Source organism: Streptomyces sp. NPDC056527 (assembly GCF_042794475.1).
In the GTDB taxonomy this organism is placed as follows: Bacteria; Actinomycetota; Actinomycetes; order Streptomycetales; family Streptomycetaceae; genus Streptomyces.
The window spans coordinates 1-21663 of record NZ_JBHTTQ010000034.1 but is presented as its reverse complement, the minus strand read 5'-3'; the positions used below and the strand labels follow the sequence as shown (position 1 = coordinate 21663).

At 71.6% G+C, this 21663-nt stretch carries 19 protein-coding genes; 12 read left to right on the top strand and 7 right to left on the bottom strand.

Annotation, left to right across the window (positions count from 1 at the left end):
• Positions 1-8: 8 nt before the first annotated feature.
• The 3 genes from ACFQ7Q_RS18435 to ACFQ7Q_RS18425 are packed head-to-tail and all read left to right on the top strand — an operon-like array spanning position 9 to position 2588.
• Positions 9-245 (top strand): hypothetical protein, encoded by a 237-nt coding sequence (locus ACFQ7Q_RS18435; protein WP_383556079.1) that lies wholly within the window; start codon positions 9-11, stop codon positions 243-245.
• Between the two features lies 1 nt (position 246).
• Positions 247-2331, top strand: coding sequence for a 4-alpha-glucanotransferase (malQ, locus tag ACFQ7Q_RS18430; protein ID WP_383556077.1), 2085 nt, complete (start codon positions 247-249; stop codon positions 2329-2331).
• A gap of 20 nt (positions 2332-2351) precedes the next feature.
• Positions 2352-2588 carry a hypothetical protein gene (locus ACFQ7Q_RS18425; RefSeq protein WP_260226244.1) on the top strand — a complete coding sequence of 79 codons (237 nt, stop codon included), beginning with the start codon at positions 2352-2354 and terminating at the stop codon, positions 2586-2588.
• Positions 2589-2653: 65 nt separating this feature from the next.
• Here the strand turns inward: ACFQ7Q_RS18425 and ACFQ7Q_RS18420 are convergent, their stop codons facing one another.
• Positions 2654-3166, bottom strand: coding sequence for a MarR family winged helix-turn-helix transcriptional regulator (locus ACFQ7Q_RS18420; RefSeq protein WP_383556074.1), 513 nt, complete (start codon positions 3164-3166; stop codon positions 2654-2656).
• Between the two features lie 166 nt (positions 3167-3332).
• On the opposite strand from ACFQ7Q_RS18420, the gene ACFQ7Q_RS18415 reads away from it, so the two are divergent.
• The 4 genes from ACFQ7Q_RS18415 (at position 3333) to alc (ending at position 7424) form a co-directional block, all read left to right on the top strand.
• Positions 3333-4280 carry an EamA family transporter gene (locus ACFQ7Q_RS18415; RefSeq protein WP_383556072.1) on the top strand — a complete coding sequence of 316 codons (948 nt, stop codon included), beginning with the start codon at positions 3333-3335 and terminating at the stop codon, positions 4278-4280.
• A 25-nt stretch (positions 4281-4305) separates the two neighbouring features.
• Positions 4306-5250, top strand: coding sequence for a DMT family transporter (locus ACFQ7Q_RS18410; RefSeq protein WP_383556070.1), 945 nt, complete (start codon positions 4306-4308; stop codon positions 5248-5250).
• A 35-nt stretch (positions 5251-5285) separates the two neighbouring features.
• On the top strand, positions 5286-6206 hold the full coding sequence (locus ACFQ7Q_RS18405; protein WP_383556068.1) for a LysR family transcriptional regulator: 921 nt from the start codon (positions 5286-5288) through the stop codon (positions 6204-6206).
• A gap of 84 nt (positions 6207-6290) precedes the next feature.
• Positions 6291-7424 (top strand): allantoicase, encoded by a 1134-nt coding sequence (alc, locus tag ACFQ7Q_RS18400; RefSeq protein ID WP_383556065.1) that lies wholly within the window; start codon positions 6291-6293, stop codon positions 7422-7424.
• 116 nt (positions 7425-7540) lie between these two features.
• On the opposite strand, the gene pepN is transcribed toward alc, so the two are convergent.
• The 5 genes from pepN to ACFQ7Q_RS18375 all read right to left on the bottom strand — a co-directional run bounded on the left by pepN (position 7541) and on the right by ACFQ7Q_RS18375 (position 16807).
• Positions 7541-10114, bottom strand: a complete 2574-nt coding sequence (pepN, locus tag ACFQ7Q_RS18395) for an aminopeptidase N (RefSeq protein ID WP_383556063.1) — start codon at positions 10112-10114, stop codon at positions 7541-7543.
• Positions 10115-10166: 52 nt separating this feature from the next.
• Positions 10167-11390: a TerD family protein gene (locus ACFQ7Q_RS18390; RefSeq protein ID WP_383556061.1), complete on the bottom strand. Its 1224-nt coding sequence runs from the start codon at positions 11388-11390 to the stop codon at positions 10167-10169.
• A 147-nt stretch (positions 11391-11537) separates the two neighbouring features.
• On the bottom strand, positions 11538-12557 hold the full coding sequence (locus ACFQ7Q_RS18385) for an aspartate-semialdehyde dehydrogenase (protein WP_383556058.1): 1020 nt from the start codon (positions 12555-12557) through the stop codon (positions 11538-11540).
• 192 nt (positions 12558-12749) lie between these two features.
• Complete coding sequence (locus ACFQ7Q_RS18380; protein ID WP_383556056.1) at positions 12750-16067, bottom strand: S8 family serine peptidase; 3318 nt, start codon at positions 16065-16067, stop codon at positions 12750-12752.
• A gap of 197 nt (positions 16068-16264) precedes the next feature.
• Positions 16265-16807: a CGNR zinc finger domain-containing protein gene (locus ACFQ7Q_RS18375; protein WP_383556053.1), complete on the bottom strand. Its 543-nt coding sequence runs from the start codon at positions 16805-16807 to the stop codon at positions 16265-16267.
• Between the two features lie 117 nt (positions 16808-16924).
• Between ACFQ7Q_RS18375 and ACFQ7Q_RS18370 the strand changes: the two genes are divergently transcribed.
• From ACFQ7Q_RS18370 to ACFQ7Q_RS18350, 5 genes are all read left to right on the top strand, one after another.
• Positions 16925-17380, top strand: coding sequence for a VOC family protein (locus ACFQ7Q_RS18370; protein WP_383556051.1), 456 nt, complete (start codon positions 16925-16927; stop codon positions 17378-17380).
• A gap of 52 nt (positions 17381-17432) precedes the next feature.
• Positions 17433-18302, top strand: coding sequence for a pyridoxamine 5'-phosphate oxidase family protein (locus tag ACFQ7Q_RS18365; RefSeq protein WP_383556048.1), 870 nt, complete (start codon positions 17433-17435; stop codon positions 18300-18302).
• 36 nt (positions 18303-18338) lie between these two features.
• Positions 18339-18779, top strand: coding sequence for an HPP family protein (locus ACFQ7Q_RS18360; RefSeq protein WP_383556046.1), 441 nt, complete (start codon positions 18339-18341; stop codon positions 18777-18779).
• A gap of 9 nt (positions 18780-18788) precedes the next feature.
• Positions 18789-19256, top strand: a complete 468-nt coding sequence (locus tag ACFQ7Q_RS18355) for an NUDIX hydrolase (RefSeq protein ID WP_383556044.1) — start codon at positions 18789-18791, stop codon at positions 19254-19256.
• A gap of 93 nt (positions 19257-19349) precedes the next feature.
• Positions 19350-20483, top strand: a complete 1134-nt coding sequence (locus ACFQ7Q_RS18350; protein WP_383556042.1) for a serine hydrolase domain-containing protein — start codon at positions 19350-19352, stop codon at positions 20481-20483.
• Between the two features lie 4 nt (positions 20484-20487).
• Here ACFQ7Q_RS18350 and ACFQ7Q_RS18345 read toward each other — a convergent pair whose 3' ends face one another.
• Complete coding sequence (locus tag ACFQ7Q_RS18345; RefSeq protein WP_383556039.1) at positions 20488-21495, bottom strand: hypothetical protein; 1008 nt, start codon at positions 21493-21495, stop codon at positions 20488-20490.
• Between the last annotated feature and the right edge of the window lie 168 nt (positions 21496-21663).

The following is a 21663-nucleotide window of genomic DNA, read 5'->3' as shown; positions in this document are numbered from 1 at the left end:
GGGGTGCGGTGGGTAGGGCTCTCGAAGCCCCACCTGTCGAGACGAACCGGGAGACCCCCGTGACCGTGACCGCCCCCCTCACCACCCCCATACGCGTACCGAAACAAGGCCCGCTCACCAGCGAACCGCCCCTCGCCGACGCCGCACCCCTCACCAGCGAGCCGCCCATGACCGAGGCGGCCCCCCTCACCAGCGAACCCACCGCACGCGCCACCGCGGGCGGCACGGAGTCCCCCGGAGTGTGAAGTGACCCTGGCCCGTCTCGCCGAACTCCATGGCGTCGCCACCGCGTACGAGCCGTCCGAGGGCGTCACCGTCCAGGTGTCCGACGCCACGGTCGTGGCCGTCCTCGGCGCCCTCGACGTGGACGCCACCACGCCGGAGGCGGTGGCCGCCGCGCTCCGGACGGCACAGCGGGCCGACGAGGACCGGTTGTTGCCCGCCACGCTGGTGCGCTGGCAGGACGATCCGCCGCGCCCGCCGCAGGACCTTCCGCCGGGCACCCGGCTGCGCGTCACGACCGAGTCGGGTGAGGTGGTGGAGGGCGCGGGCTGGGGCGGGCTGCCGCTAGGCGTCCACCGCGTCGAGGCCCTGGCCCCCGAGGGGCGCTCCGGCACGAGCACGCTGATCGTCGCCCCCGCGCGCGTGCCGCGGCCCGAGGGGCGGGTGTTCGGTCTGCTCGCCCAGGTGTACTCGGTGCTCTCCGCCCGCTCCTGGGGCATGGGCGACCTCGGCGACCTGCGCGAACTCGCGGCCTGGGCGGGCCGGACGCACGGCGCCGGGTTCGTCCAGGTCAACCCGTTGCACGCGGCGGTGCCCGGGGCGCCCACGGACCCCTCTCCGTACCGCCCCTCCTCACGCCTCTTCCCCGACCCCGTCCATCTGCGGATCGAGGACGTTCCCGAGTTCGGCTTCGTGGGGCCCGAGCACGGAGCCGAGGTGGACGCGGTCCTCGCCGACGCCGCCGAGCTGCGCGAACGGGTCCTGCGCAAGGGCGCCCTGATCGACCGGGACGCGGTGTGGGACGTCAAGCGCCGCGCCCTGGAGCTCGTACGGACGGTGGAACTCGGCCCCGGCAGACGGGCGGAGTACTTCGACTTCCTCGCCGAGCGCGGCGCCGCCCTGGAGGACCACGCCACCTACCAGGCACTCGCCGAGCGGCACGGCCACCACTGGCGCAGCTGGCCCGAGGAGCTGCGCGACCCCCGCTCCGCCGCCGTGGCCGTCCACGCCGACGACGAGCTGACCGCCCGGATCGACTTCCACTGCCGGCTCGCCTGGCTGACGGACCGGCAGCTCGCCGCCGCCGCCGAGGCGGCCCGGGAGGCGGGCATGGGCGTCGGGATCGTCCACGACCTCGCCGTCGGCGTCCACCCGGACGGCTCCGACGCCTGGGCCCAGCAGGACGCCTTCGCCGCCGGCATGTCCGTCGGCGCCCCGCCCGACGCCTTCAACGCCCGCGGCCAGGACTGGGGTCTGCCGCCCTGGCGCCCCGACGCGCTCGCCGCCTCGGGCTACGCCCCGTACCGCGGCCTGCTGAGGGAGCTGCTGCGGCATGCGGGCGCGCTGCGCATCGACCATGTGATGGGGCTGTTCCGGCTCTGGTGGGTCCCGGAGGGGTGCGAACCCACCGAGGGGACGTACGTCCGCTACGACGCCGAGGCGATGCTCGCGGTCCTCGCCCTGGAGGCCCACCGGGCGGGCGCGGTCGTCATCGGCGAGGACCTCGGCACCGTCGAGCCCGGCGTCCGCGAACGGCTCGCCCACCGTGGGGTGCTCGGCACCTCCGTGCTCTGGTTCGAGCGGGACTGGTCAGGCACGGGCCGCCCGCTGTCCCCCGAGGAGTGGCGCACCGACTGCGTGGCCACCGCCACCACGCACGACCTCCCCTCCACCGCGGCGAAGCTCTCCGGCGACCATGTCGCCCTGCGTCACCGGCTCGGGCTGCTCACCGGCGACCTCGGGAGTGAGCGCGCCCGGGACGCGGCCGAGGTCGCCGAGTGGCTGACGGACCTGGAGCTGCGCGGGCTGCTGCCGGAGGGCCCGGGCGACGAGGAGGCCGAGGTCCGGGCCGTCCACCGGTTCCTGCTGCGCACCCCGGCGGCGATGGTCGGGGTGTGGCTGCCGGACGCCGTGGGGGACCGGCGGCCGCAGAACCTGCCCGGCACCTGGGACCAGTACCCCAACTGGCGGCTCCCGGTGGCGGGCCCGGAGGGCCAGCCGCTCACCCTGGAGGAACTGGCCGCCTCCCCCCGCCTCCACCGCCTCCTCGCGGTGTTCGGTCCCCTCGCCGGTTCCCGTACGGCACCCCCGGGCGCGCGGCCCGTTTAGGTGTTCGCTACGTTTGCACCGTGGACAAGAAGAACGCCCTGCGCGCCGGTGCTGTCGCGGCCGGTACGACGCTGATGATGCTGCTCATGTCGTCCCCCGCGCTCGCGCTCACCCGCGACGACGGTGACGACCCGGCCCCCAAGCTGAGTGTCGTCGAGACCCTCGGCCTGTTCGTGGCCGCGCCGATCGTGCTGTTCCTGGTGATCGCCGGTCTCGTGATGGTGCTCGACAAGTCCGACAGGCCCAAGAAGGCCTAGGGCCCAGCCTCTTCCGAGGGCGCTGCGGAGGTACGGACGTACCGCCGCGGCGCCCTTGTCTGCGTTCACACGACCGTGGTCGCCAGGAGCTTGCGCAGCAGGCCCGCCAGCTGTTCCGCCTCCTCGGGCGTGAGCGCGGCCTCCAGGGCCTCCCGCTGCTGGGCGAGGCCGGCGCCCACCGCCTGGTCCACCAGCTCGCGGCCGCGCTCGCTCAGCGTCACCCGCAGCCCGCGCCGGTCGTTGGGGTCGGGGCTGCGGCTGAGCAGCCCGGCCTTCTCCAGCTTGTCGAGCCGGCCCGTCATCCCGCCGGTGGTGATCATCAGCGTCGCGGTGAGTTCGCGCGGCGAGAGCGTGTAGGGCTCGCCCGAGCGGCGCAGGGTCGCCAGCACGTCGAACTCCCCGAGCCCCATTCCGTAGGGCGAGTACGCCTTGTCGACGCGGCCGCGCATCCCGCCGGCCAGCCGGTAGATCCGCCCGAAGACGGCCATCGGCACCGTGTCGAGGTCGGGGCGGACGGCCGCCCACTGGTCGGTGATGGCGTCGACGGCGTCGTGGGCGGGGGTCTCGGTGCTGTCCATGGCGGCAGTCTCCTGATCGATCGACTCGACGGCAAGTAAGTCACTGGGCGGTAAGCCACTCGTAAGGAAGAAGCTTATGCGGAAGTGACTTGCAAATAAGTAGCTTAGAGCTAAGCTACTTATCACCAAGTCACTCGGACCCACTCCGAATCAGGGGGGACCTGCCATGTCCCGCAAGGCCGCCGTCATCGCCCTCACCGCGCTCGCCCCGATCTCCTGGGGCTCCACCTACTTCGTCACCACGGAGTTCCTGCCGCCCGACCGGCCGCTCTTCACCGGTCTGATGCGCGCGCTCCCCGCGGGGCTGCTGCTGCTCGCGATCACCCGCAAGCTGCCGCAGGGTGCCTGGTGGTGGAAGTCCGCGGTCCTCGGCGGTCTCAACATCGGCGCCTTCTTCCCGCTGCTCTTCCTCGCCGCGTACCGGCTGCCCGGCGGCGTCGCCGCGGTCGTCGGCTCGGTCGGCCCGCTCTTCGTCGTCGGCCTGGCCGCTCTCTTCCTGGGTGACCGGCCCACCGTGCGAACCCTGCTCGCGGCGATCGCCGCCGCCTTCGGCGTCAGTCTCGTCGTCCTGAAGGCGGGCGCGGCCCTCGACCTCGTCGGTGTGGTCGCCGGACTGCTCTCCGCCCTCTCGATGTCGGCCGGCACCGTCTTCACCAAGCGCTGGGGGAGGCCGGAGGGGGTGGGCGCGCTCGCCCTGACCGGCTGGCAGCTCACCGCCGGCGGCCTGATCATCCTGCCGATCGCCTTCCTGATCGAGGGCGCCCCGCCGGCCCTGGACTCCGCCAACCTGCTCGGTTACGCCTACCTCGCCTTCGGCAACACCGCGATCTCGTACTTCCTCTGGTTCCGCGGGATCGGACAGCTGAGCGCCTCCTCCGTGACCCTCCTCGGTCCGCTCTCGCCGATCAGCGCGGCCGTCATCGGCTGGGCGGCGCTCGGGCAGGCGCTGGGTCCGGTGCAGCTCGCCGGAATGGCGATCGCCTTCGGTGCCACCCTGGTCGGCCAGCTGACCCCGCGTACCGCCGCCGCGAAGAAGCCCGAATCGTTCAGCTCAGCTGAAAGGAATGGTCAGGAACTTTCGATGGACCTGGAGGTTTCCTCGGTGCGACGGTAGAGCCTCACCGACCGAAAGGACCACCGTGACGCTTCTGGAGCACGACCGCACCGAACCGAGAACGACCGACGAGCCGGCACCCGCGAAGAACCTCGCGCGGGGGGCCGGCCTCGGCGTTCTCCTCGCGCTCGTCGCCACGGTCGTCTGGTCCGGCAGCTTCGTCGCCACCCGGGACATGGCCGACTCCGTCCCGCCGGTCCAGGCCGTCTTCTGGCGCTGGATCATCGCCCTCGTCGCCGTCGCCCCCCTCGCGGCCCGGCAGGCGTGGCGACAACGGCAGCTGATCCGGCGTCACTTCGGCTACGTCGCCCTGGCCTCGCTGTTCGGTGTCGCCCTCTACAACACCCTCGTGCACCAGGCCGGACTGACCACCTCCGCCTCCAACATGGGCATGATCATGGCCGCCTCCCCGGTGATCATGGCGCTCTACTCGCGCCTGGGCGGCGAACGGCTCGGCGCCCGCCGTACCTTCGGGATGCTCCTCGCCGCGCTCGGTGTGCTGCTCCTCGTCGGCAAGGGCTCCCTCGCCGTCGACTTCACCGCGGGCGACCTGTGGATGTTCGCGGCCGCCCTGTCCTTCGCCTCCTACAGCGCCCTGCTCAAGCGCAAGCCGGCCGAGATCGGCGCCCTGCCCTTCCTCTTCACGACCTTCGTGCTCGGCACCCTGATGCTGCTCCCGGCCTACGGCGTCAGCCTCGCCGTCCAGGGCGGCTTCGACCCCACCCTCGGCACCGTCGGACCGCTCCTCTACGTCGGGGTCTTCTCCTCCGCCGTCGCCTTCTTCGCCTGGAACAAGGCCATCGCCCTCATCGGCGCGGCCCGAGCGGGAGTCGTCTACTACCTCCAGCCCGTCTGCGTGGCGCTGCTCTCGTACCCCCTGCTCGGCGAGGAACTGGGCATCGCGGGCGGCGCATGCATGACCCTCATCCTGAGCGGAGTCGCACTGGCCTCCGCACGGTCCCGTGCGTGAGCGGTCCACCGGTGGCCCCCGGTAGGTTGCGCCCCATGACCGAGTGGGACATCAAGAAGCTCCAGATCCTTCGTACCCTCCGTGATCGCGGCACCGTCACCGCGACCGCGGAGGCGTTGCTCATGACCCCCTCGGCCGTCTCCCAGCAGCTCACCAACCTCGCCAAGCAGCTCGGTGTGCCGCTCCTGGAGGCGCAGGGGCGGCGGGTCCGGCTCACCGATGCCGCGCATCTCGTGCTCCGTCACGCCGAGGTCGTCTTCGCCCAACTGGAGCGCGCCGACGCCGAGCTGGACGGCTATCTGCGGGGCGAGGTCGGGCAGGTGCGGGTGGCCGCGTTCTCGACGGCCGTACCCGCGCTCGTGGTCCCCGCCGTCCAGCAGCTGCGCACCGCGCACCCCGGACTCGACGTCCGGATCCGCGAGGCCGAGGCGTCCGAGGCGTACGAACTGCTCGGCGCCGGCGAGGTCGACCTGGCGCTCTCGCTCGCCGCGCACGCCCCCTCCGTCCGCGACCCCAAGTTCAGCCGCGTCCCCCTCCTGGCCGACCCCCTCGACGTCGCCCTGCCCGCCGGGCACCCGCTCGCGGACGCGCCCGGGCTGCGGCTCGCCGACCTCTCCGCCGAGCCCTGGATCTTCGGCGGCTCGGGCCCCTGGTCCGAGATCACCACCGCCGCCTGCGAGGCCGCCGGATTCGTGCCCGAACAGGCCCACAGCGCCGCCGGCTGGACCGCGATCCTCGCCATGGTCGAGGCGGGCATGGGGGTCGCCCTGGTGCCCCGGATGGCCTCCGCCGAGCGCCGCGCGGGAGTCGTCATGCGGGTTCTCTCCGCCGACCAGCCGCGCCGCCATGTCGTCGCGGCGGTACGGCGCGGGGCGGAGGAGGGGGTCGCGGTGGCCCGGGTGCTCGGCGCGCTCCGCCAGGCGGCCGCCCAGCGCGAGACCGTTCAGCAGAACTGACCCCGGCATCGTTCAGCAGAACTGAAAATACCTGTCGAAAACATTCGATGGACCCACCAGGTCCTCGGGGCGCACAGTCGACGCATGACCTTCGAGACGAGCCAGGACCAGGACCCGCACGCCAACGACGCCGCCCCCTACGGCGGAGCCGACCCGTACGCCGACTACCGCACCGGTGACTTCCCCTTCACCGAGCTGGTCGACCTGGCCGACCGCCGTCTCGGCGCCGGTGTCGTCGCCGCCAACGACGAGTTCTTCGCCGAGCGCGAGAACCTCCTCGTCCGCGAGCGCGCCGTCTTCGACCCGGAGCACTTCGGCCACAAGGGCAAGATCATGGACGGCTGGGAGACCCGCCGCCGCCGTGGTGCCGACGCCGTGAACGTCTTCCCCGCGCCCGAGGACCACGACTGGGCGATCGTCCGCCTCGGCGCCCCCGGCGTCATCCGCGGCATCATCGTCGACACCGCCCACTTCCGCGGCAACTACCCGCAGCGGGTGTCGATCCAGGCCGCCGCGGTGGAGGGCTCGCCCAGCCCCGAGCAGCTCCTCGCCGACGACGTGAAGTGGGAGGAGATCGTCCCGCCCACCCCCGTACGCGGCCACGCCGCCAACGGCTTCGCGATCGACGTCGAGCGCCGCTTCACCCATCTGCGCCTGTGCCAGCACCCCGACGGCGGCATCGCCCGTCTGCGCGTCCACGGCGAGGTCGTGCCCGACCCCGAGTGGCTTGAGCTGCTCGGCACCCTCGACCTGATCTCCGTTCTCAACGGAGGCGTGTACGAGGACGCTTCGGACAAGTTCTACTCCTCGCCGACCCAGATCATCCTGCCCGGCACCTCCCGCAAGATGGACGACGGCTGGGAGAACCGCCGCCGCCGGGTCCGCGGCACCAACGACTGGGTCCGCTTCCGCCTCGCCGCCCAGGGCGTCGTACGCGCCGTCGAGATCGACACCGCGTACCTCAAGGGGAACTCGGCCGGCTGGATCGCCCTCCAGGGCCGCAACGGCGAGACGGGCGAATGGTTCGAGATCATCCCCCGGACCAGGCTCCAGCCCGACACCCTGCACCGCTTCAAGCTCCCCGCGCAGGCCGTCGTCACCCACGTCCGCCTCGACGCCTTCCCCGACGGCGGCGTCGCCCGGATGCGGCTGCACGGCGCGCTCACCGAGCAGGGCGCGGCCGACCTGCGCGCCCGCTACGCGGCGCTCGGCGGCTGACACGCTTCCGCCCGGCGGGCGGCCGCGCGCCGACGCCCGCCCGCCGAGCGGACTCAAACGGACGAAGGGGCACCTCCGTGGGGGAGGGTGCCCCTTCGTCATTCAGCCGTCAGCCGTCACGCGGCGGCGGCGTCCGCCGCCCGCGCCTTCAGGGCACGTTCCACGCCCGCGCGGCACTCCGTCACCAGACGCCTCAGCGCCGGCGCCGGGTCGTTCTCCGCGATCCAGGCGTCCGTCGCGTCCAGGGTCTCCTGCGAGACCTGGATCGTCGGGTAGAGGCCCACCACGATCTGCTGGATCATCTCGTGGCTGCGGGTCTCCGAGACGCCCTTGATCGAGGCGAAGTACTTCGCCGTGTACGGAGCGAGCAGCTCACGCTGGTCGGTCTGCACGAAGCCGCCGATCACGGCCTCCTGTACCGCGTTGGCCAGCTTGTCCGACTCCACGACCGACGCCCAGGCCTCCGCCTTCGCCGCCTCCGTGGGACGGGCCGCCCGCGCGGTCGCGGCGTGCCGCTCACCCGCGGCCGTGGGGTCGCGCTGCAGCTCGCCCGCGATCTCCGGCTCGTCGTAGACGCCGGTCGCCGCCAGCCGCTGCACGAACGCCCAGCGCAGCTCGGTGTCGACGGCCAGACCCTCGATGGACTCGCGGCCCTCCAGGAGGGCCGCCAGCAGGTCCAGCTGCTGCGGGGTCCGGGCGGTGGCCGCGAAGGCCCGCGCCCAGGCGAGCTGGTGGTCGCTGCCCGCGTCGGCGGCGCGCAGGTGCGCCAGCGTCGCGTCGGTCCAGCGGGTCAGCCCGGCCTCGCGCCACTCCGGCGCCGCGTACAGGTCGAGGGCGGCCTTGACCTGGCCCTGGAGCGACTGGACCACGCCGATGTCGGTCTCCTTGGCGATGCCGGAGAGGACGAGGTCCAGGTAGTCGCGGGTGGCCAGCTCGCCGTCGCGGGTCATGTCCCAGGCGGAGGCCCAGCACAGCGCGCGCGGCAGCGACTCGGTGAAGTCGCCGAGGTGCTCGGTGACGTTCTTCAGCGACACCCCGTCCAGACGGACCTTGGCGTACGACAGGTCGTCGTCGTTGAGCAGCACCACCGCCGGACGCGTCTTGCCCTCGAGCTGCGCCACGTTCGTCAGCTCGGTGGCGGTGACGTCCAGTTCGACACGGTCCGTGCGGACCAGCTTCCCGGCCGCGTCCAGGTCGTAGAAGCCGATCGCGATCCGGTGCGGACGCAGCGTCGACTCGCCCTTGGCGCCCGCGGGCAGCGCCGGGGCCTCCTGCTTGACGGCGAACGAGGTGATGACACCGTTCTCGTCGGTCTCGATCTCCGGACGCAGGATGTTGATGCCGGCCGTCTCCAGCCACAGCTTCGACCAGGCCTTCAGGTCACGACCGGAGGTCTCCTCCAGCGCGCCGAGCAGGTCCGACAGTCGCGTGTTCCCGAAGGCGTGCGCCTTGAAGTACGCCTGCACGCCCTTGAAGAACTCGTCCTGGCCGACGTACGCCACCAGCTGCTTGAGCACCGAGGCGCCCTTGGCGTAGGTGATGCCGTCGAAGTTGACCAGCACGTCCTCGAGATCGTTGATCTCGGCCATGATCGGGTGCGTGGACGGCAGCTGGTCCTGGCGGTACGCCCAGGTCTTCTCCGCGTTGGCGAAGGTCGTCCAGGCGTTCGGCCAGCGGGTCCCCGGCACGGACGCCTGGCATGCGACCGAGGTGAAGGTCGCGAACGACTCGTTCAGCCACAGGTCGTTCCACCACTCCATGGTGACCAGGTCGCCGAACCACATGTGCGCGAGCTCGTGCAGGATCGTCTCGGCCCGGCGCTCGTACGCCGCGTCCGTCACCTTCGAGCGGAAGACGTACTGGTCGCGGATGGTCACCGCGCCCGCGTTCTCCATCGCGCCCGCGTTGAACTCCGGCACGAAGAGCTGGTCGTACTTGGCGAACGGGTAGTCGTACGCGAACTTCTCCTGGAACCAGTCGAAGCCCTGCCGCGTGACATCGAAGATGTGGTCCGAGTCGAGGAACTCGGCCAGCGACGGACGGCAGTAGATGCCGAGCGGGACGGTCTGCCCGTCCTTCTCGTACGTCGAGTGCACCGAGTGGTACGGGCCGACGATCAGCGCGGTGATGTACGTCGAGATGCGCGGGGTGGGCTCGAAGACCCACACGTCGTCCTTGGGCTCCGGCGTCGGCGAGTTGGAGATCACCGTCCAGCCGCTCGGCGCCTTCACGGTGAACTGGAAGGTCGCCTTCAGGTCCGGCTGCTCGAAGGAGGCGAAGACGCGACGGGCGTCCGGCACCTCGAACTGGGTGTAGAGATAGGCTTGGTCGTCGACCGGGTCGACGAAGCGGTGCAGCCCCTCACCGGTGTTGGTGTACGCGCAGTCGGCGACGACCTTCAGCTCGTTCGGGCCCTGGTGCAGATGGGCCAGCGCGATCCGCGAGTCGCGGAACACGGCGGCGACGTCGAGCGCGTGGCCGTTGAGGACGACCTCGTGCACGGCGGGGGCGACGAGGTCGATGAAGGTCTCCGCACCGGCCTCGGCGGAATCGAAGCGGACGGTGGTGACGGACCGGTAGGTGCCGCCCTCCTGCGCACCGGAGAGGTCGAGGTCGACCTCGTACGCGTCCACGGTCAGCAGCTTCGCCCGCTGCTGCGCCTCTTCACGGGTCAGGTTTGTGCCAGGCACCCGGTCAACTCCTCGGTTTCGTGACGTTTGGCTCATCCTTCCACGCCGCGCCTCAGCGCCGCACCGCACATTTCCAGGGTCCGTCGCCGCTGATCCGCAGCAGTCCGGGACCCGGTACGGGCGCGCTGACACGGACCTCGCCGATCTCGTTGACGAGGAGATCCTGGTCCTCCGCGTCGTACTCCGGCTCCCTCGGCGGGGTGTGCTGATGGACGGTGAAGTTGGACTCGCCGTGGTGGGAGAAGTCGAGGACACCGGGAGGCCCGTCGTAGACGACGAGGTCGTGCGCGTGGCCCTCGATTCGGCTGTCGAAGCGGCGGGCATGGGTGAGGGGGAGGACCCGCAGGGTCCAGGGGGTGTCCGCCTCGACCCGCAGCGACAGCGGCCGGCCGCGCGGGACGAGCGCGACGGTACGGGCCCGCACATCGTCCTCGTACGCCATGAGCAGGTAGTCCTCGGCCCGGCCATAGGCGTCGCAGGACTCGATGGTGGTGGAGATCGAGTGGTACGACTCGATCTCCAGGAGCGCCCAGCCCGGCGGGAGGGACGGGTCGCAGTGCACGGTCTCCTTGCCCCGGCCCTGGTGGACGGAGGGACGGAAGTCGGTCGAGAACGGGTCGGCCGCGACAGGGACCGGGGCGTGGGCCGGGACCGTCGCCGGCACGGGGGCCGCGTACCCGGGACCGGGGACGGGCGGCGGGGCGGGGGTGACGTATCCGGGGCCCGGGATGGGGGGCGGCGGGGCCTCCACCACGATGCCGAAGTCCGTCGCGAGGCCGGCGAGACCGGAGGCGTACCCCTGCCCCACGGCACGGAACCGCCAGCCGCCCTCCCGCCGGTAGAACTCGCCGAAGACGAAGGCCGTCTCCGTGGTCGCGTCCCCGATCGCGAAGTACGCCACCGGTGCGCCTGCCAGGTCCGTGACCCGTACGTCCAGGGACGGCACCTGCCCGAAGGTCCCGCCGTCCGCGGAGGCGGCGACGACCACCCGCTCGACGGCGGGCTCCACGCGCTCCAGGTCCAGCCACAGCCAGTCCGCGGCCGATTCGCCCGGCGCGCCGGGCGCCGACTTGCCCAGATGCCGCACCGTGCCCGTGGGGTGCTCGACATGGTTGTAGAAGACGAGATCCGCGTCCCCCCGCACCCGTCCACCCGCGTCGAGCAGCAGCGCGGAGACATCCACGTCGGGTGTCCCCGGCACGGCCTGCCAGGCGACGGCGACCTGGAGGACCTGGGCGGGCACCGGGATGTTGGCACCCTTCGGTATCTGGGTCATGCTGCGGATCCTGTCATCCCGAGGCCCGGCTTCGAACGCGTTGTCCGAATCCCGCCGGGGGACGACGCGGGGATGCCGCGGCGACGTCGTGGGGACGCGAAGCGGGGGCGGCCGGACACCGGCCGCCCCCGCATCCGTCGGATCCGATCAGGCCTGGCCGAGCTCCGCGGCGACGAGCTCCGCGATCTGCACCGCGTTCAGAGCGGCGCCCTTGCGCAGGTTGTCGTTGGAGAGGAACAGCGCGAGGCCGTTGTCGACGGTCTCGTCCACGCGGATGCGACCCACGTACGAGGCGTCCTTGCCGGCGGCCTGGAGCGGGGTCGGGATCTCGGAGAGCTCGACGCCCTCGGCGTCCTTGAGGAGCTCGTAGGCGCGCTCGACGCTGATGGGACGCTCGAAGCGGGCGTTGACCTGGAGCGAGTGGCCGGAGAAGACCGGGACGCGTACGCAGGTGCCGGAGACCTTGAGCTCGGGGATCTCCAGGATCTTGCGGGACTCGTTGCGGAGCTTCTGCTCCTCGTCGGTCTCGTGCGTGCCGTCGTCGACCAGGTTGCCGGCCAGCGGCACCACGTTGAAGGCGATGGGGCGGCGGTAAACGTTCGGCTCGGGGAAGGCGACGGCCTCGCCGTCGAAGGCCAGCTGGTCGGCGTTCTCGGCGACGGCGCACGCCTGGGTGCGCAGCTCGGCGACACCGGCCACGCCCGAGCCGGAGACGGCCTGGTAGGTGGTGGCGACCAGCGCGGTCAGGCCGGCCTCCTGGTGGAGCGGCCGCAGGACCGGCATGGCGGCCATCGTGGTGCAGTTCGGGTTGGCGATGATGCCCTTGGGGCGGTCCTTGATCGCGTGCGGGTTGACCTCGGAGACGACGAGGGGGACCTCGGGGTCGCGGCGCCAGGCGGAGGAGTTGTCGATCACGACGGCGCCCTGGGAGGCCACCTTCTCGGCGAGCGCCTTGGACGTGGCGCCACCGGCGGAGAACAGGACGATGTCCAGGCCGGTGTAGTCGGCGGTGGAGGCGTCCTCGACCGTGACACCGTCGACGACGGTGCCGGCGGAGCGGGCGGAGGCGAAGAGCCGCAGCTCGTCGACGGGGAACTTCCGCTCGGCCAGGATCTTGCGCATGACTGTGCCGACCTGACCGGTGGCTCCGACGATTCCGACCTTCACGGGGACTCCTCCGTACGTTTGTGCAGGCTGCTGCCGTCCATGATGCGTATGTCCCGGCCCGCCTTGTCCAATCCATTGTCCGAGGATCGGGACGGAAACGGCGACGTGAGCGGCATGACACGGCGACGGAGGCGGAGACGGGGAAGGGGCGGGCACCGGTTCCGGCGCCCGCCCCTCACTCGTACAGCGGTGTTACGGGGTGACCTTGCCGATCACCACACTGCCGGCGCCCGCGACCGTGCCGCGCGCGTTCAGCAGCTGGACCTCGCCGAAGAACTGCCGGCCCTCGGGCGCGGCACCGGCGACGAGGATCTCGGCACCGACCTTGGCGTTCGCGCCGTTGGCCAGCGGGTAGCTCTTCGCCCCGTCGACCTGGACGCTGCCGAGCGCGGCCGAGTAGTACACGTCCTTGTAGTCGAAGGTCGTGCCACCCTCGGCCTGCACCGAGTAGCCGTCGATCACGACGGTGTATGTACCGGCGGCCGGCTTGACCAGGGAGACGGCCTCCTCCGAGTCGCCGTCCGCGGCCTGGCCCACCTGCACACCGTCGCGCAGGACCGTCAGGTCGAGGTCGGCGGCCTTGTCGGAGGTGTTGCCGATCGAGATGTCGAGCCGGTCGACGCCCTCACCGATGGTGACGGTCTTCGTCTGCTGCTCGTGGTGCTTGATCGTCGGCGTCTCGGCCTTCAGGGAGCCCAGCGGGCCGCCCTTCAGCTTGCCGTCGAGGGCCGCGAACTTGTTCGTGACCGTCCACTCGACGGCGGCCGGGGTGCCGACCTTCGCCTCGGCGACGGTCTGCACGGCCGGGTCGAAGTCGGCGCCGAGCACCGCGACGTCCAGCTTGAACGGGTTGTCCAGGTCGGGCGACGTACGGCGGGACTCGACCTCGATCTCCCAGACGCCCGGCGTCGGGTTGGCGTACGAACGCAGGTCCGCACGGCAGCCGTTGCCCGGGTTGTAGTGCGGGTAGCACACGTTGGAGGCGGTGGACTCGAAGGCCACGCCGTACGGGTGGATCGAGATGAACCGGGTCTGGCTCTTCTCCTTCAGACCGCCGAGGGCGACCTCGAGGGTCTTCGCGCCCTGCGGCACGGTCACGAAGAACGACTTGTGGCTGTTGCGCTGGACCGAGCCGGACGCCGAGAAGGCGAAGCCGGGCGCGGCCAGGTCGCTCGCGACGACCGAGGTGGCGAGGATCTGCTTGTCCACGCCCTCGGTGCGGTCGTCGTCGGCCTCCAGGATCACGCTGTGCACACCGGCCGAGGTCGGCCGGGCCTGGATCTTGACGGTGACCGGCTTGTTCAGCGGCAGGCCGATCTCGTCGTCGCCGAGGATCCGGAAGGTGCCGTCGTTGTACTTCAGCTCCAGCTCGTGCTCGATGACCCGGTTCGGGCCGGTCGTGCGCGTGATGGTGACGTCGTAGACCTTCTTCTGGCCGACCTTCAGGCCGCCCTCACGGTCGTACACACCGGTGCCGGTGTGCGGGGCCGGGAAGATGGCGGTGTCGACCGGGGCCTCGACCTTGTACTCGTGCGCCGTGGCGCCGTCCTTGATCGACTCCCAGGCGTCGTTGATGTCGATCAGACCCGAGCCCTGCTCGTGGGCCGCGACACCGGAGATCCGGTGGGCGGTCGAGGTGAGCGCGGTGCGCAGGGTGAGCGGGGAGAGCTCGATGCGCTTCTGCTTCGCGGCGGAGAGCAGCAGCGCGCTCGCGCCCGCGACCTGCGGGGAGGACATCGAGGTGCCGTTGAGCATCCCGTAGCCGGCGGGCAGCGGGTAGCCCGACTCGGGCACGCCGGAGCCGGCCTGCCAGGTCGGGATGGTGTTCACGGCCGAGCCCGGACCGGTGATGGTCGGGGTGAAGCCGCCGTCCTCACGCGGACCGCGCGAGGAGAAGGGGAACATGGCGTACGACTTGGTGACGGCCGAGCCGTAGTTGGCCGCCCAGGTCGACTTGGAGATCGCCGCGCCGACCGAGACGACCTTGTCGGCCAGGCCGGGGTCGCCGATCGTGTTGATGCCCGGGCCGGAGTTGCCGGCCGAGATGATCAGCTGCACGCCGTACTGGTCGATCAGACGGGTGTAGAGGCGGGCGCGGACGTTGTCGCCGTCGTTCTGCGCGGGCAGGCCGCCGATCGACATGTTGACGATGTCGACGCCACGGTTGACGACGAGGTCCGTCATGCCCTCGGTGAGGGCGGTGTTGGTGCAGCCGCCGGTCCACGTGCAGGCGCGCGAGGAGACGATCTTCGCGCCGGGCGCGGCGCCGTTCATCTTGCCGCCGAAGAGGCTGTGGGCGGCGGTGATGCCGGCGACGTGCGTGCCGTGCGAGGACTCGACGACACCGATGTTGACGAAGTCGCGCTTCTGGCCGACCCAGGTCCCGCCCAGCGGGTCCATCGCGACGTCCTTGCGGATCTCGACGACGAACGGCGTCTTCTCGACGACCTCGGTGGCCGGGTTGTCGGTACCGAAGTAGCCGATCTGGTACCCGTCCTTGTACGGCTTCATCGGCGCGTTGTCCGTGAAGTCGTTGTTCTGGTCGGTGTCGACGCGGACGGTGCCGGCCGCCGGGTCGTACAGCATGCCGAACAGGTCGGCCGTGTCGCCGTCGCGGTTGATGTCACCGGCCGGGTCGCCGCCCGCGGTGATCGCCTCGTTGAAGCGGCTGAACTGGTAGGAGCCCTCGGGCGCCTTCCAGGACTGCGAGGAGGCGGTGAAGACGGGGCCGGCGACCGGGGTGATCTGGGCGCGCCAGGTGCCGTCGCCCTCGGTCAGCGGGTCGGTGGCGGTGACCCAGTCGACGATCTTGCGCTCGCCGGTGGTGGTCTTCTGCAGGGCCGGGTGGCCCAGGTCGACACCGGAGTCGAGGATGCCGATGGTCACGCCGCGGCCGTCGGCCTTGGGGTGGTCCTCGACGAAGTCGACCGCACCCGTCTCGTGGGACGGGTTGTACGGGTTCTTCGCCGGGGTGCTCTTGCTCGGGGCCGGGTACGTCGTGGTGACGGTCGTGCCCTCGACGGCACCGGTGGCGCCCGCGTCCGGGGTCGGGTCGTCCAGCTTGATCTCGGCCTGGAGGTCGATCGACTGGACGGAGGAGAGCTTGGTGGCCGCCGCGATCGCGGCCTCCGCCTTGGCGGTCGGGATGGTGGCGCGGACGTAGCCGAGCTTGTCGTCCTGCCTGCCGACCGAGGCGCCCTGGACGGCGTCGAGCTGGCCCGCGACCTGCTCGGTGGCGCCGGGGGCGGTCGCGACGAGGATGGTGACGTTCTTCTCGCCGGTCGCCTCGGCCTCGGTGAGGCGCTGGGCGTCGGTCGGGCCGAGCTTGTCGGCGGAGTCGGCGGACTTGACCGGAGGAGTGGTCGCCGGGTCGTCGGCGGCCAGGACCGGAGCAGCACCGGCCGCGATGAGCGCGGTCACAAGTCCGGCGGCGGCGGCGATACGGGCCGCGCGTCTGTGCCCGGGGGTCGAGCGCCCGGGTATGGAGCTCTGTGATTCGGGGGTGGTCATTTACATCCCTGTTTGTGAAAGAAGAGGGTCCGGATTTCGGTACCGGATGACCGCTCAGCCAATCGCAAGAGACAGGGGTTTGTGGAGAGTTGTCGACGGCGGTTTACGGCCGTGGCATACATCCGCCACCGCGCGAGACGCGCCACAGGGAGCGAATCGCCGCGAAGCGGGGCGACTCGACTCGTCCGAACCGCCGGTTAGTTGTCCTTTGTACGGGCGTAGTGGCGCGAGGCCTTGGCCCGGTTTCCGCACGTCGTCATCGAGCACCAGCGTCGCGTGCCGTTCCGCGAGGTGTCGAAGAAGTGCAGGATGCACGCGTCGTGGGCGCATGCCCGGATCCGGTCCGGCGCGGTGCGCAGCAGGTCGAGGTAGTCGCGGGCGGCGGTCCAGGCCGGCCCCCAGGCGGCGTCCTTGAACTCGGGTTCCTCGCCCGGCCCCTCGGGAGTGAGGGTCGCGCGGATGCGGCCGTGCCCGAGGACGGCGTCGACGCGCGCGATGGCGGCGGCGTCACCCGGGGCGTCGGCGAGGGCGAGCAGGGCGTCGCGGGCGGTGAGCGTGTGGCGCAGGGTCGTCGCGTCGGCGGCGAAGCGCCCGTCGAGCTCGTTCGAGGCGAGCCAGACGCCCAACCCTTCGGTTTCCGCGAGCAGGTCCCGGCGCACGCCGTCCGACATCCAGCGGGTGTTGAGCAGGTCGAGGGAGACAGGCTCGCCGAGCAGGGGCCGCGGGTCGGAAACGGTCATGGCGGACACCCTCCTCGAAGAACTAACCCCTCAAGGTTACGTGACCGGTTGCGCATCGAGTGGCTAACCTCTAAAGTCAAAGTGAGAGGTTAGCCAGTCGATCAGAGGGGAACCGCCATGTCGGCGATCGGAACGCTGAACACCGGCCACATCGGGCTGAACGTCACGGACCTGGAGCGCTCGCTCGGCTTCTACGCGGACGTCCTGGGCTTCGAGCTGCTCCGTGAGGGCAAGGAGGAGGGCCGGCGCTTCGCGCTCCTGGGGCAGGGCGGCCGGCTGGTCCTCACGCTCTGGCAGCAGGCGGAGGGCGCGTACGACTCGGCCCGCGCGGGCCTGCACCACCTCGCCTTCGAGGCCGAGTCGATCGACCGGGTGAGGGCGGCGGAGGCGGCCCTCAAGGAGCGCGGCACCTCCTTCGCCTACGAGGGCGTGGTCCCCCACGCCGAGGGCGCCTCCTCCGGCGGCATCTTCTTCCACGACCCGGACGGCACCCGCCTGGAGATCTTCGCCCCGACGGGCGCGGAGAGCACGGAAGCCCCGGTGGAGGGGGCTCCCACCTGCGGCTTCTTCTAGAGCCGGCTGCCCACCCCACCCCCCGTACCCGCACACGAAGGGCCACAAGGACATGGCCGCCTACAACGAAGGCTCCCTCGCCGTACAGACCCGCGTAGGCGTCCGCGACCTCGCCGCCCACGTAGGCCGATCCATCGGCACCGGAATCCGCCCCATCGCCGCCGCCTTCCTCGAGCTCCAGCCCATGCTGGTGCTCGGGGCGGCGGACGCCGACGGCCGGGTCTGGTGCTCGCTCCTGACCGGCACGCCCGGCTTCGTCCGGGCGACGGGCCCGCACTCGATCTCGGTCGCGGCACCCCTCCCCGTCCCCGACGGCACCCCCGACGGCACCCCCGTCGGAACGATCGCCCTGGACCCCCGCACCCGCCGCCGTATGCGCCTCAACGGCCTCGCCCGCCCCAGCGCCCGCGGCTTCACCGTCGAAGCGGAACAGGTCTTCTCCAACTGCCCGAAGTACCTCCAGAAGCGCGAGCTGTACGCGCCCGACACCACCACCCCAGCCGGCACCCCGCACCACGGCACCGCGCTCACCCCCGAGCAGGAGCGCTTCGTCAGCGCCGCCGACACCTTCTTCATCGCGACCGTCGCCCCCGACGGCGCGGACGCGAGCCACCGCGGCGGCCACCCCGGCTTCGTCCGGGTCGACTCGCCCACCGAACTCAGCTGGGCGGACTATCCCGGCAACGCGATGTTCCTGACTCTCGGCAACCTGGAGACCGACGACCGGGCGGGTCTGCTCTTCCTCGACTGGCACACCGGCACCACGGTCCGGCTGACCGGCCGCGCCCACACCGCGTACGGCCCCGACGGAGTCCGCACCACCCGCTTCCGTATCGAGCGGACCGTCGAGACCCCGTCCGCCAGCCCCCTGCGCTGGTCCCACCCCGAGTACTCGCCCGCCAACCCACCCCTGGACTCCTGAATGGCATCCGCCCCCGCCCGCCCCCACCCCCGTGCCATGACCACGGCCACCTCCGTCAGCCTCGCGGCCCTGCTCGCCCTCGTCGCCCTCGGCACCGCGCTGCACCAGCCGCTGCTGATCCCGCCCCTGGCCGCCAGCATGGCGCTCGTCGCCGGGGCACCCGACCTGCCGCTCTCCCAGCCCCGCTCGGTCGTCGGCGGTCAGCTGCTCTCCGCGCTCACCGGCTTCGGCGTCCTGCTCGTCGCCGGACCCGGCCTCTGGGGCGCCGCCCTCGCCGGCGGGCTCGCGCTCGGCGTCATGATGGCGGCCCGCACCCCGCACTCGCCCGCCGCGGCGACGGCCGTGATCGTCGCCCTTCAGAATCCGCCGTTCTGGAGCTTCCTCGCCCTGCTCGCCCTCGCGAGCGTGCTGCTCGTCGCCGTCGGCCTCGCGGGCGCTCGGGCCGCCGGGCGGACGTACCCGGCGTACTGGTTCTAACCTCGGCTCATGAAGCAGGAGTTGAGGGTGGCGGCCTACGCCGTGTGCGTCCGTGACGACGAGGTGCTCCTCGCCCGCTGGGTGGACAGGGCCGGTGCCAAGCGATGGACCCTGCCCGGCGGCGGGATGGACCACGGCGAGGAGCCGGTCGACACCGTCGTCCGCGAGGTCGAGGAGGAGACCGGATACGTCACCGAGCCGGTCGCCCTGCTCGGCATCGACTCCATCCGCCGCGGCCGGCTGCGCCGGCTCGCCGGACCGGGCGACTTCCAGGGGCTGCGGATCATCTACGAGAACCGGGTCACCGGCGGTGAGCTGCGCAACGAGGTCGGCGGATCCACCGACCTCGCCGCCTGGCATCCGCTCGCCGCCGTCCCCGACCTCGAACGCGTCGAACTCGTCGACATCGGACTCCAGTTGTGGAGCGAGCGACCCCCCGTCGGACGCTCCCGCCTCGCCGATCCGGCGAACGGCTGAATCTCGCTCAACCCAGGAAACGGCCTCAACCCGCCGCCCGAGGGCGAGGTCCCCTCCCGTGACCGCAGTACACGACAGGGGAGCTCGCACACGATGTCAGCCGTACGCACCGCACGCACCGTCCTCGCCGCCACCGCCGTGGCAGCGCTCACCGCCGGAGCGCTCGCCGCGCCCGCCGTCGCGGCCACCGCGCCGAAGAAGCCGGACCACACCGCCACTCAGCAGGCTCTCGACGCGGCGGTCCGGGCGGGCGTGCCCGGCGCCGTCGCCCAGGCCCGGTCCGGTCGCACCGGCTGGACCGGGACGGCCGGTGAGCGCGGCGGCCAGGACCGCTACCGCGTCGGTTCCATCACCAAGACCTTCGTCGCCACCGTCCTCCTCCAGCTTCAGGCCGAGGGCCGCCTCGATCTCGACGACTCCGTCGAGAAGTGGCTGCCCGGTGTGGTCCGCGGCAACGGCCACGACGGCCGCAAGGTCACCGTCCGTCAGCTCCTCAACCACACCAGCGGGATCTACAGCGTCACCTCCGACCCCGGATTCCAGGAGAAGATCTTCGGCCCCGCCTTCCTCGACCACCGCTACGACACCTGGACCCCGCGCCAGCTCGTCGCGATCGCGATGACCCATGAGCCGGACTTCGCCCCCGGCGCCGCCTGGAACTACTCCAACACCAACTACGTCCTGGCGGGCATGGTGATCGAGGAGGTCACGGGACGTCCGTACGGAAAAGAGGTCGAGAGGCGGATCATCAAGCCGCTGAAGCTGCGCGCCACCAGCGTGCCCGGGACGACCGTGACGATGCCGAAGCCGAGTTCACGGGCCTTCTCGAAGCTGTCGATCGACGAGAACGCGACGACGATCCACGACGTCACCGAGCTGAACCCGAGCCTCGCAGGCGCGGCCGGAGAGATGATCTCCGACTCCAACGACCTGCAGACCTTCTACCGGGCCCTGTTCAAGGGCAAGTTGCTGCCGAAGGCCGAGATGCGAGAGATGACGAAAGCCGTGCCCGTCAGCGCCGAGGAGCCGGAGTTCTTCTACGGCCTCGGGTTGATGCGGCAGAAGCTGAGCTGCGGCAAGGAGGTGTGGGGCCACGGTGGTGGCATTCACGGCTCCTCGTCGGAGGCCGTCGTCACCCGGGACGGCGAGCACTCGCTCGCCATGAACTTCAACGCCGACTGGGCGGGCGACAGCCGGACGGTCATCGAGGGCGAGTTCTGCGGCTGATCCGTCAGCGGGGCAGGACGACGACATAGGCGGCGGGCTGCCGGTCCGACGCGGCCATCAGGGCCGTACGGACCACAGTGGCCTGCTGGTCCATCGCCTCGCGCAGCTTGCGCGGGGTGATGTGGACGACCGTGATGCCGAGCCGCTCCAGGTGCTCGCGCTTGCGGGTGTACTCCGACCACAGCGCGTCGTCGTCCTGCCGCGGCGCCCGCGTGTCCAGCTCCACCGCCACCGCCTGGTCCGGCCAGTACGCGTCGAGGCCGCCGAGGTGCGGACCACCGGGCAGCCGCAGGTCCACGTTCCACAACGGGTCGGGCAGCGCGAACTCCCGCACCATCTCGTACAGCCGCTCCTCGGCGATGCTCCGGCCCTCCGCGAGGAGCGAGTCCACGGCGTCCACCACATGCGACCGGCCGAGCAGCCGGGCCCGGTTCAACTCCCGTACGACCGCGCTGGGTTCGCAGTGTCCGCCGCGGACGGCCTCGGTGAGAAGCCGGCGCACCACGTCCGCGTCGGTCAGGCCGGACACGGCGTCGGCGAGGGCCCGGGCGACCGGGGCGACCGGCAGCCCGGTGAGCTCCAGCGGCTCGGGCATGTCCTGGGTGCGCTCCACCCGGACCCAGCCGGTGGACCGCAGTCGGCGGGTGCGCGGCACCAGCACGTCGATCCGGTCCAGAGAGGTCAGCGGGGGAGCGGACGAGAAGCGGTGCAGGGCGAGCGCGGCGAGCCCGGTGATCATCGCGTCGGGGTCCTGGGAGGGCACGAGGCCGGAGCGGCGGGCGTAGAGGAGCGCGGCCTGCAGCCGCTCCTCGCTGGTGGGCTGTCCCGGGTGCGGCAGGAAAACGCCGGGCAGGATCTGCTGCCATCCGCCGCCCGGTCGGCAACGGGCGGCGATCTCCGCGCCGGACATCCCCTGGGCGCGCAACTGGGAGGCGGACAGGACGCGTTGGTGGTTCTCCGCGTGAGGGGGGAGGGGGAGCGGGCGGGGACTGATGGGGGTGTTGTGGTTCATGACGGGGGTCTTCCGCTTCCCGGGCCCTCGCTAACCGCTGTTACAAGCGCGTCACCAAACCGGGACAAGCTCGCCCTAAAGTACGCGCGTTCGAGTGCCGAAAAGGCCCGACCGCCGCTCCTCCCGTCATGGGCATACGTTCCGCAGGGGCCGGGGGAAACCCCGGCC

Coding starts and splice junctions, on each gene's coding strand:
- ACFQ7Q_RS18420 (WP_383556074.1), bottom strand. CDS start 3,166: ATGGACAGCACCGAGACCCCCGCCCACGACGCCGTCGACGCCATCACC.
- ACFQ7Q_RS18415 (WP_383556072.1), top strand. CDS start 3,333: ATGTCCCGCAAGGCCGCCGTCATCGCCCTCACCGCGCTCGCCCCGATC.
- ACFQ7Q_RS18405 (WP_383556068.1), top strand. CDS start 5,286: ATGACCGAGTGGGACATCAAGAAGCTCCAGATCCTTCGTACCCTCCGT.
- alc (WP_383556065.1), top strand. CDS start 6,291: ATGACCTTCGAGACGAGCCAGGACCAGGACCCGCACGCCAACGACGCC.
- ACFQ7Q_RS18390 (WP_383556061.1), bottom strand. CDS start 11,390: ATGACCCAGATACCGAAGGGTGCCAACATCCCGGTGCCCGCCCAGGTC.
- ACFQ7Q_RS18380 (WP_383556056.1), bottom strand. CDS start 16,067: ATGACCACCCCCGAATCACAGAGCTCCATACCCGGGCGCTCGACCCCC.
- ACFQ7Q_RS18375 (WP_383556053.1), bottom strand. CDS start 16,807: ATGACCGTTTCCGACCCGCGGCCCCTGCTCGGCGAGCCTGTCTCCCTC.
- ACFQ7Q_RS18370 (WP_383556051.1), top strand. CDS start 16,925: ATGTCGGCGATCGGAACGCTGAACACCGGCCACATCGGGCTGAACGTC.
- ACFQ7Q_RS18365 (WP_383556048.1), top strand. CDS start 17,433: ATGGCCGCCTACAACGAAGGCTCCCTCGCCGTACAGACCCGCGTAGGC.
- ACFQ7Q_RS18360 (WP_383556046.1), top strand. CDS start 18,339: ATGACCACGGCCACCTCCGTCAGCCTCGCGGCCCTGCTCGCCCTCGTC.
- ACFQ7Q_RS18355 (WP_383556044.1), top strand. CDS start 18,789: ATGAAGCAGGAGTTGAGGGTGGCGGCCTACGCCGTGTGCGTCCGTGAC.
- ACFQ7Q_RS18350 (WP_383556042.1), top strand. CDS start 19,350: ATGTCAGCCGTACGCACCGCACGCACCGTCCTCGCCGCCACCGCCGTG.
- ACFQ7Q_RS18345 (WP_383556039.1), bottom strand. CDS start 21,495: ATGAACCACAACACCCCCATCAGTCCCCGCCCGCTCCCCCTCCCCCCT.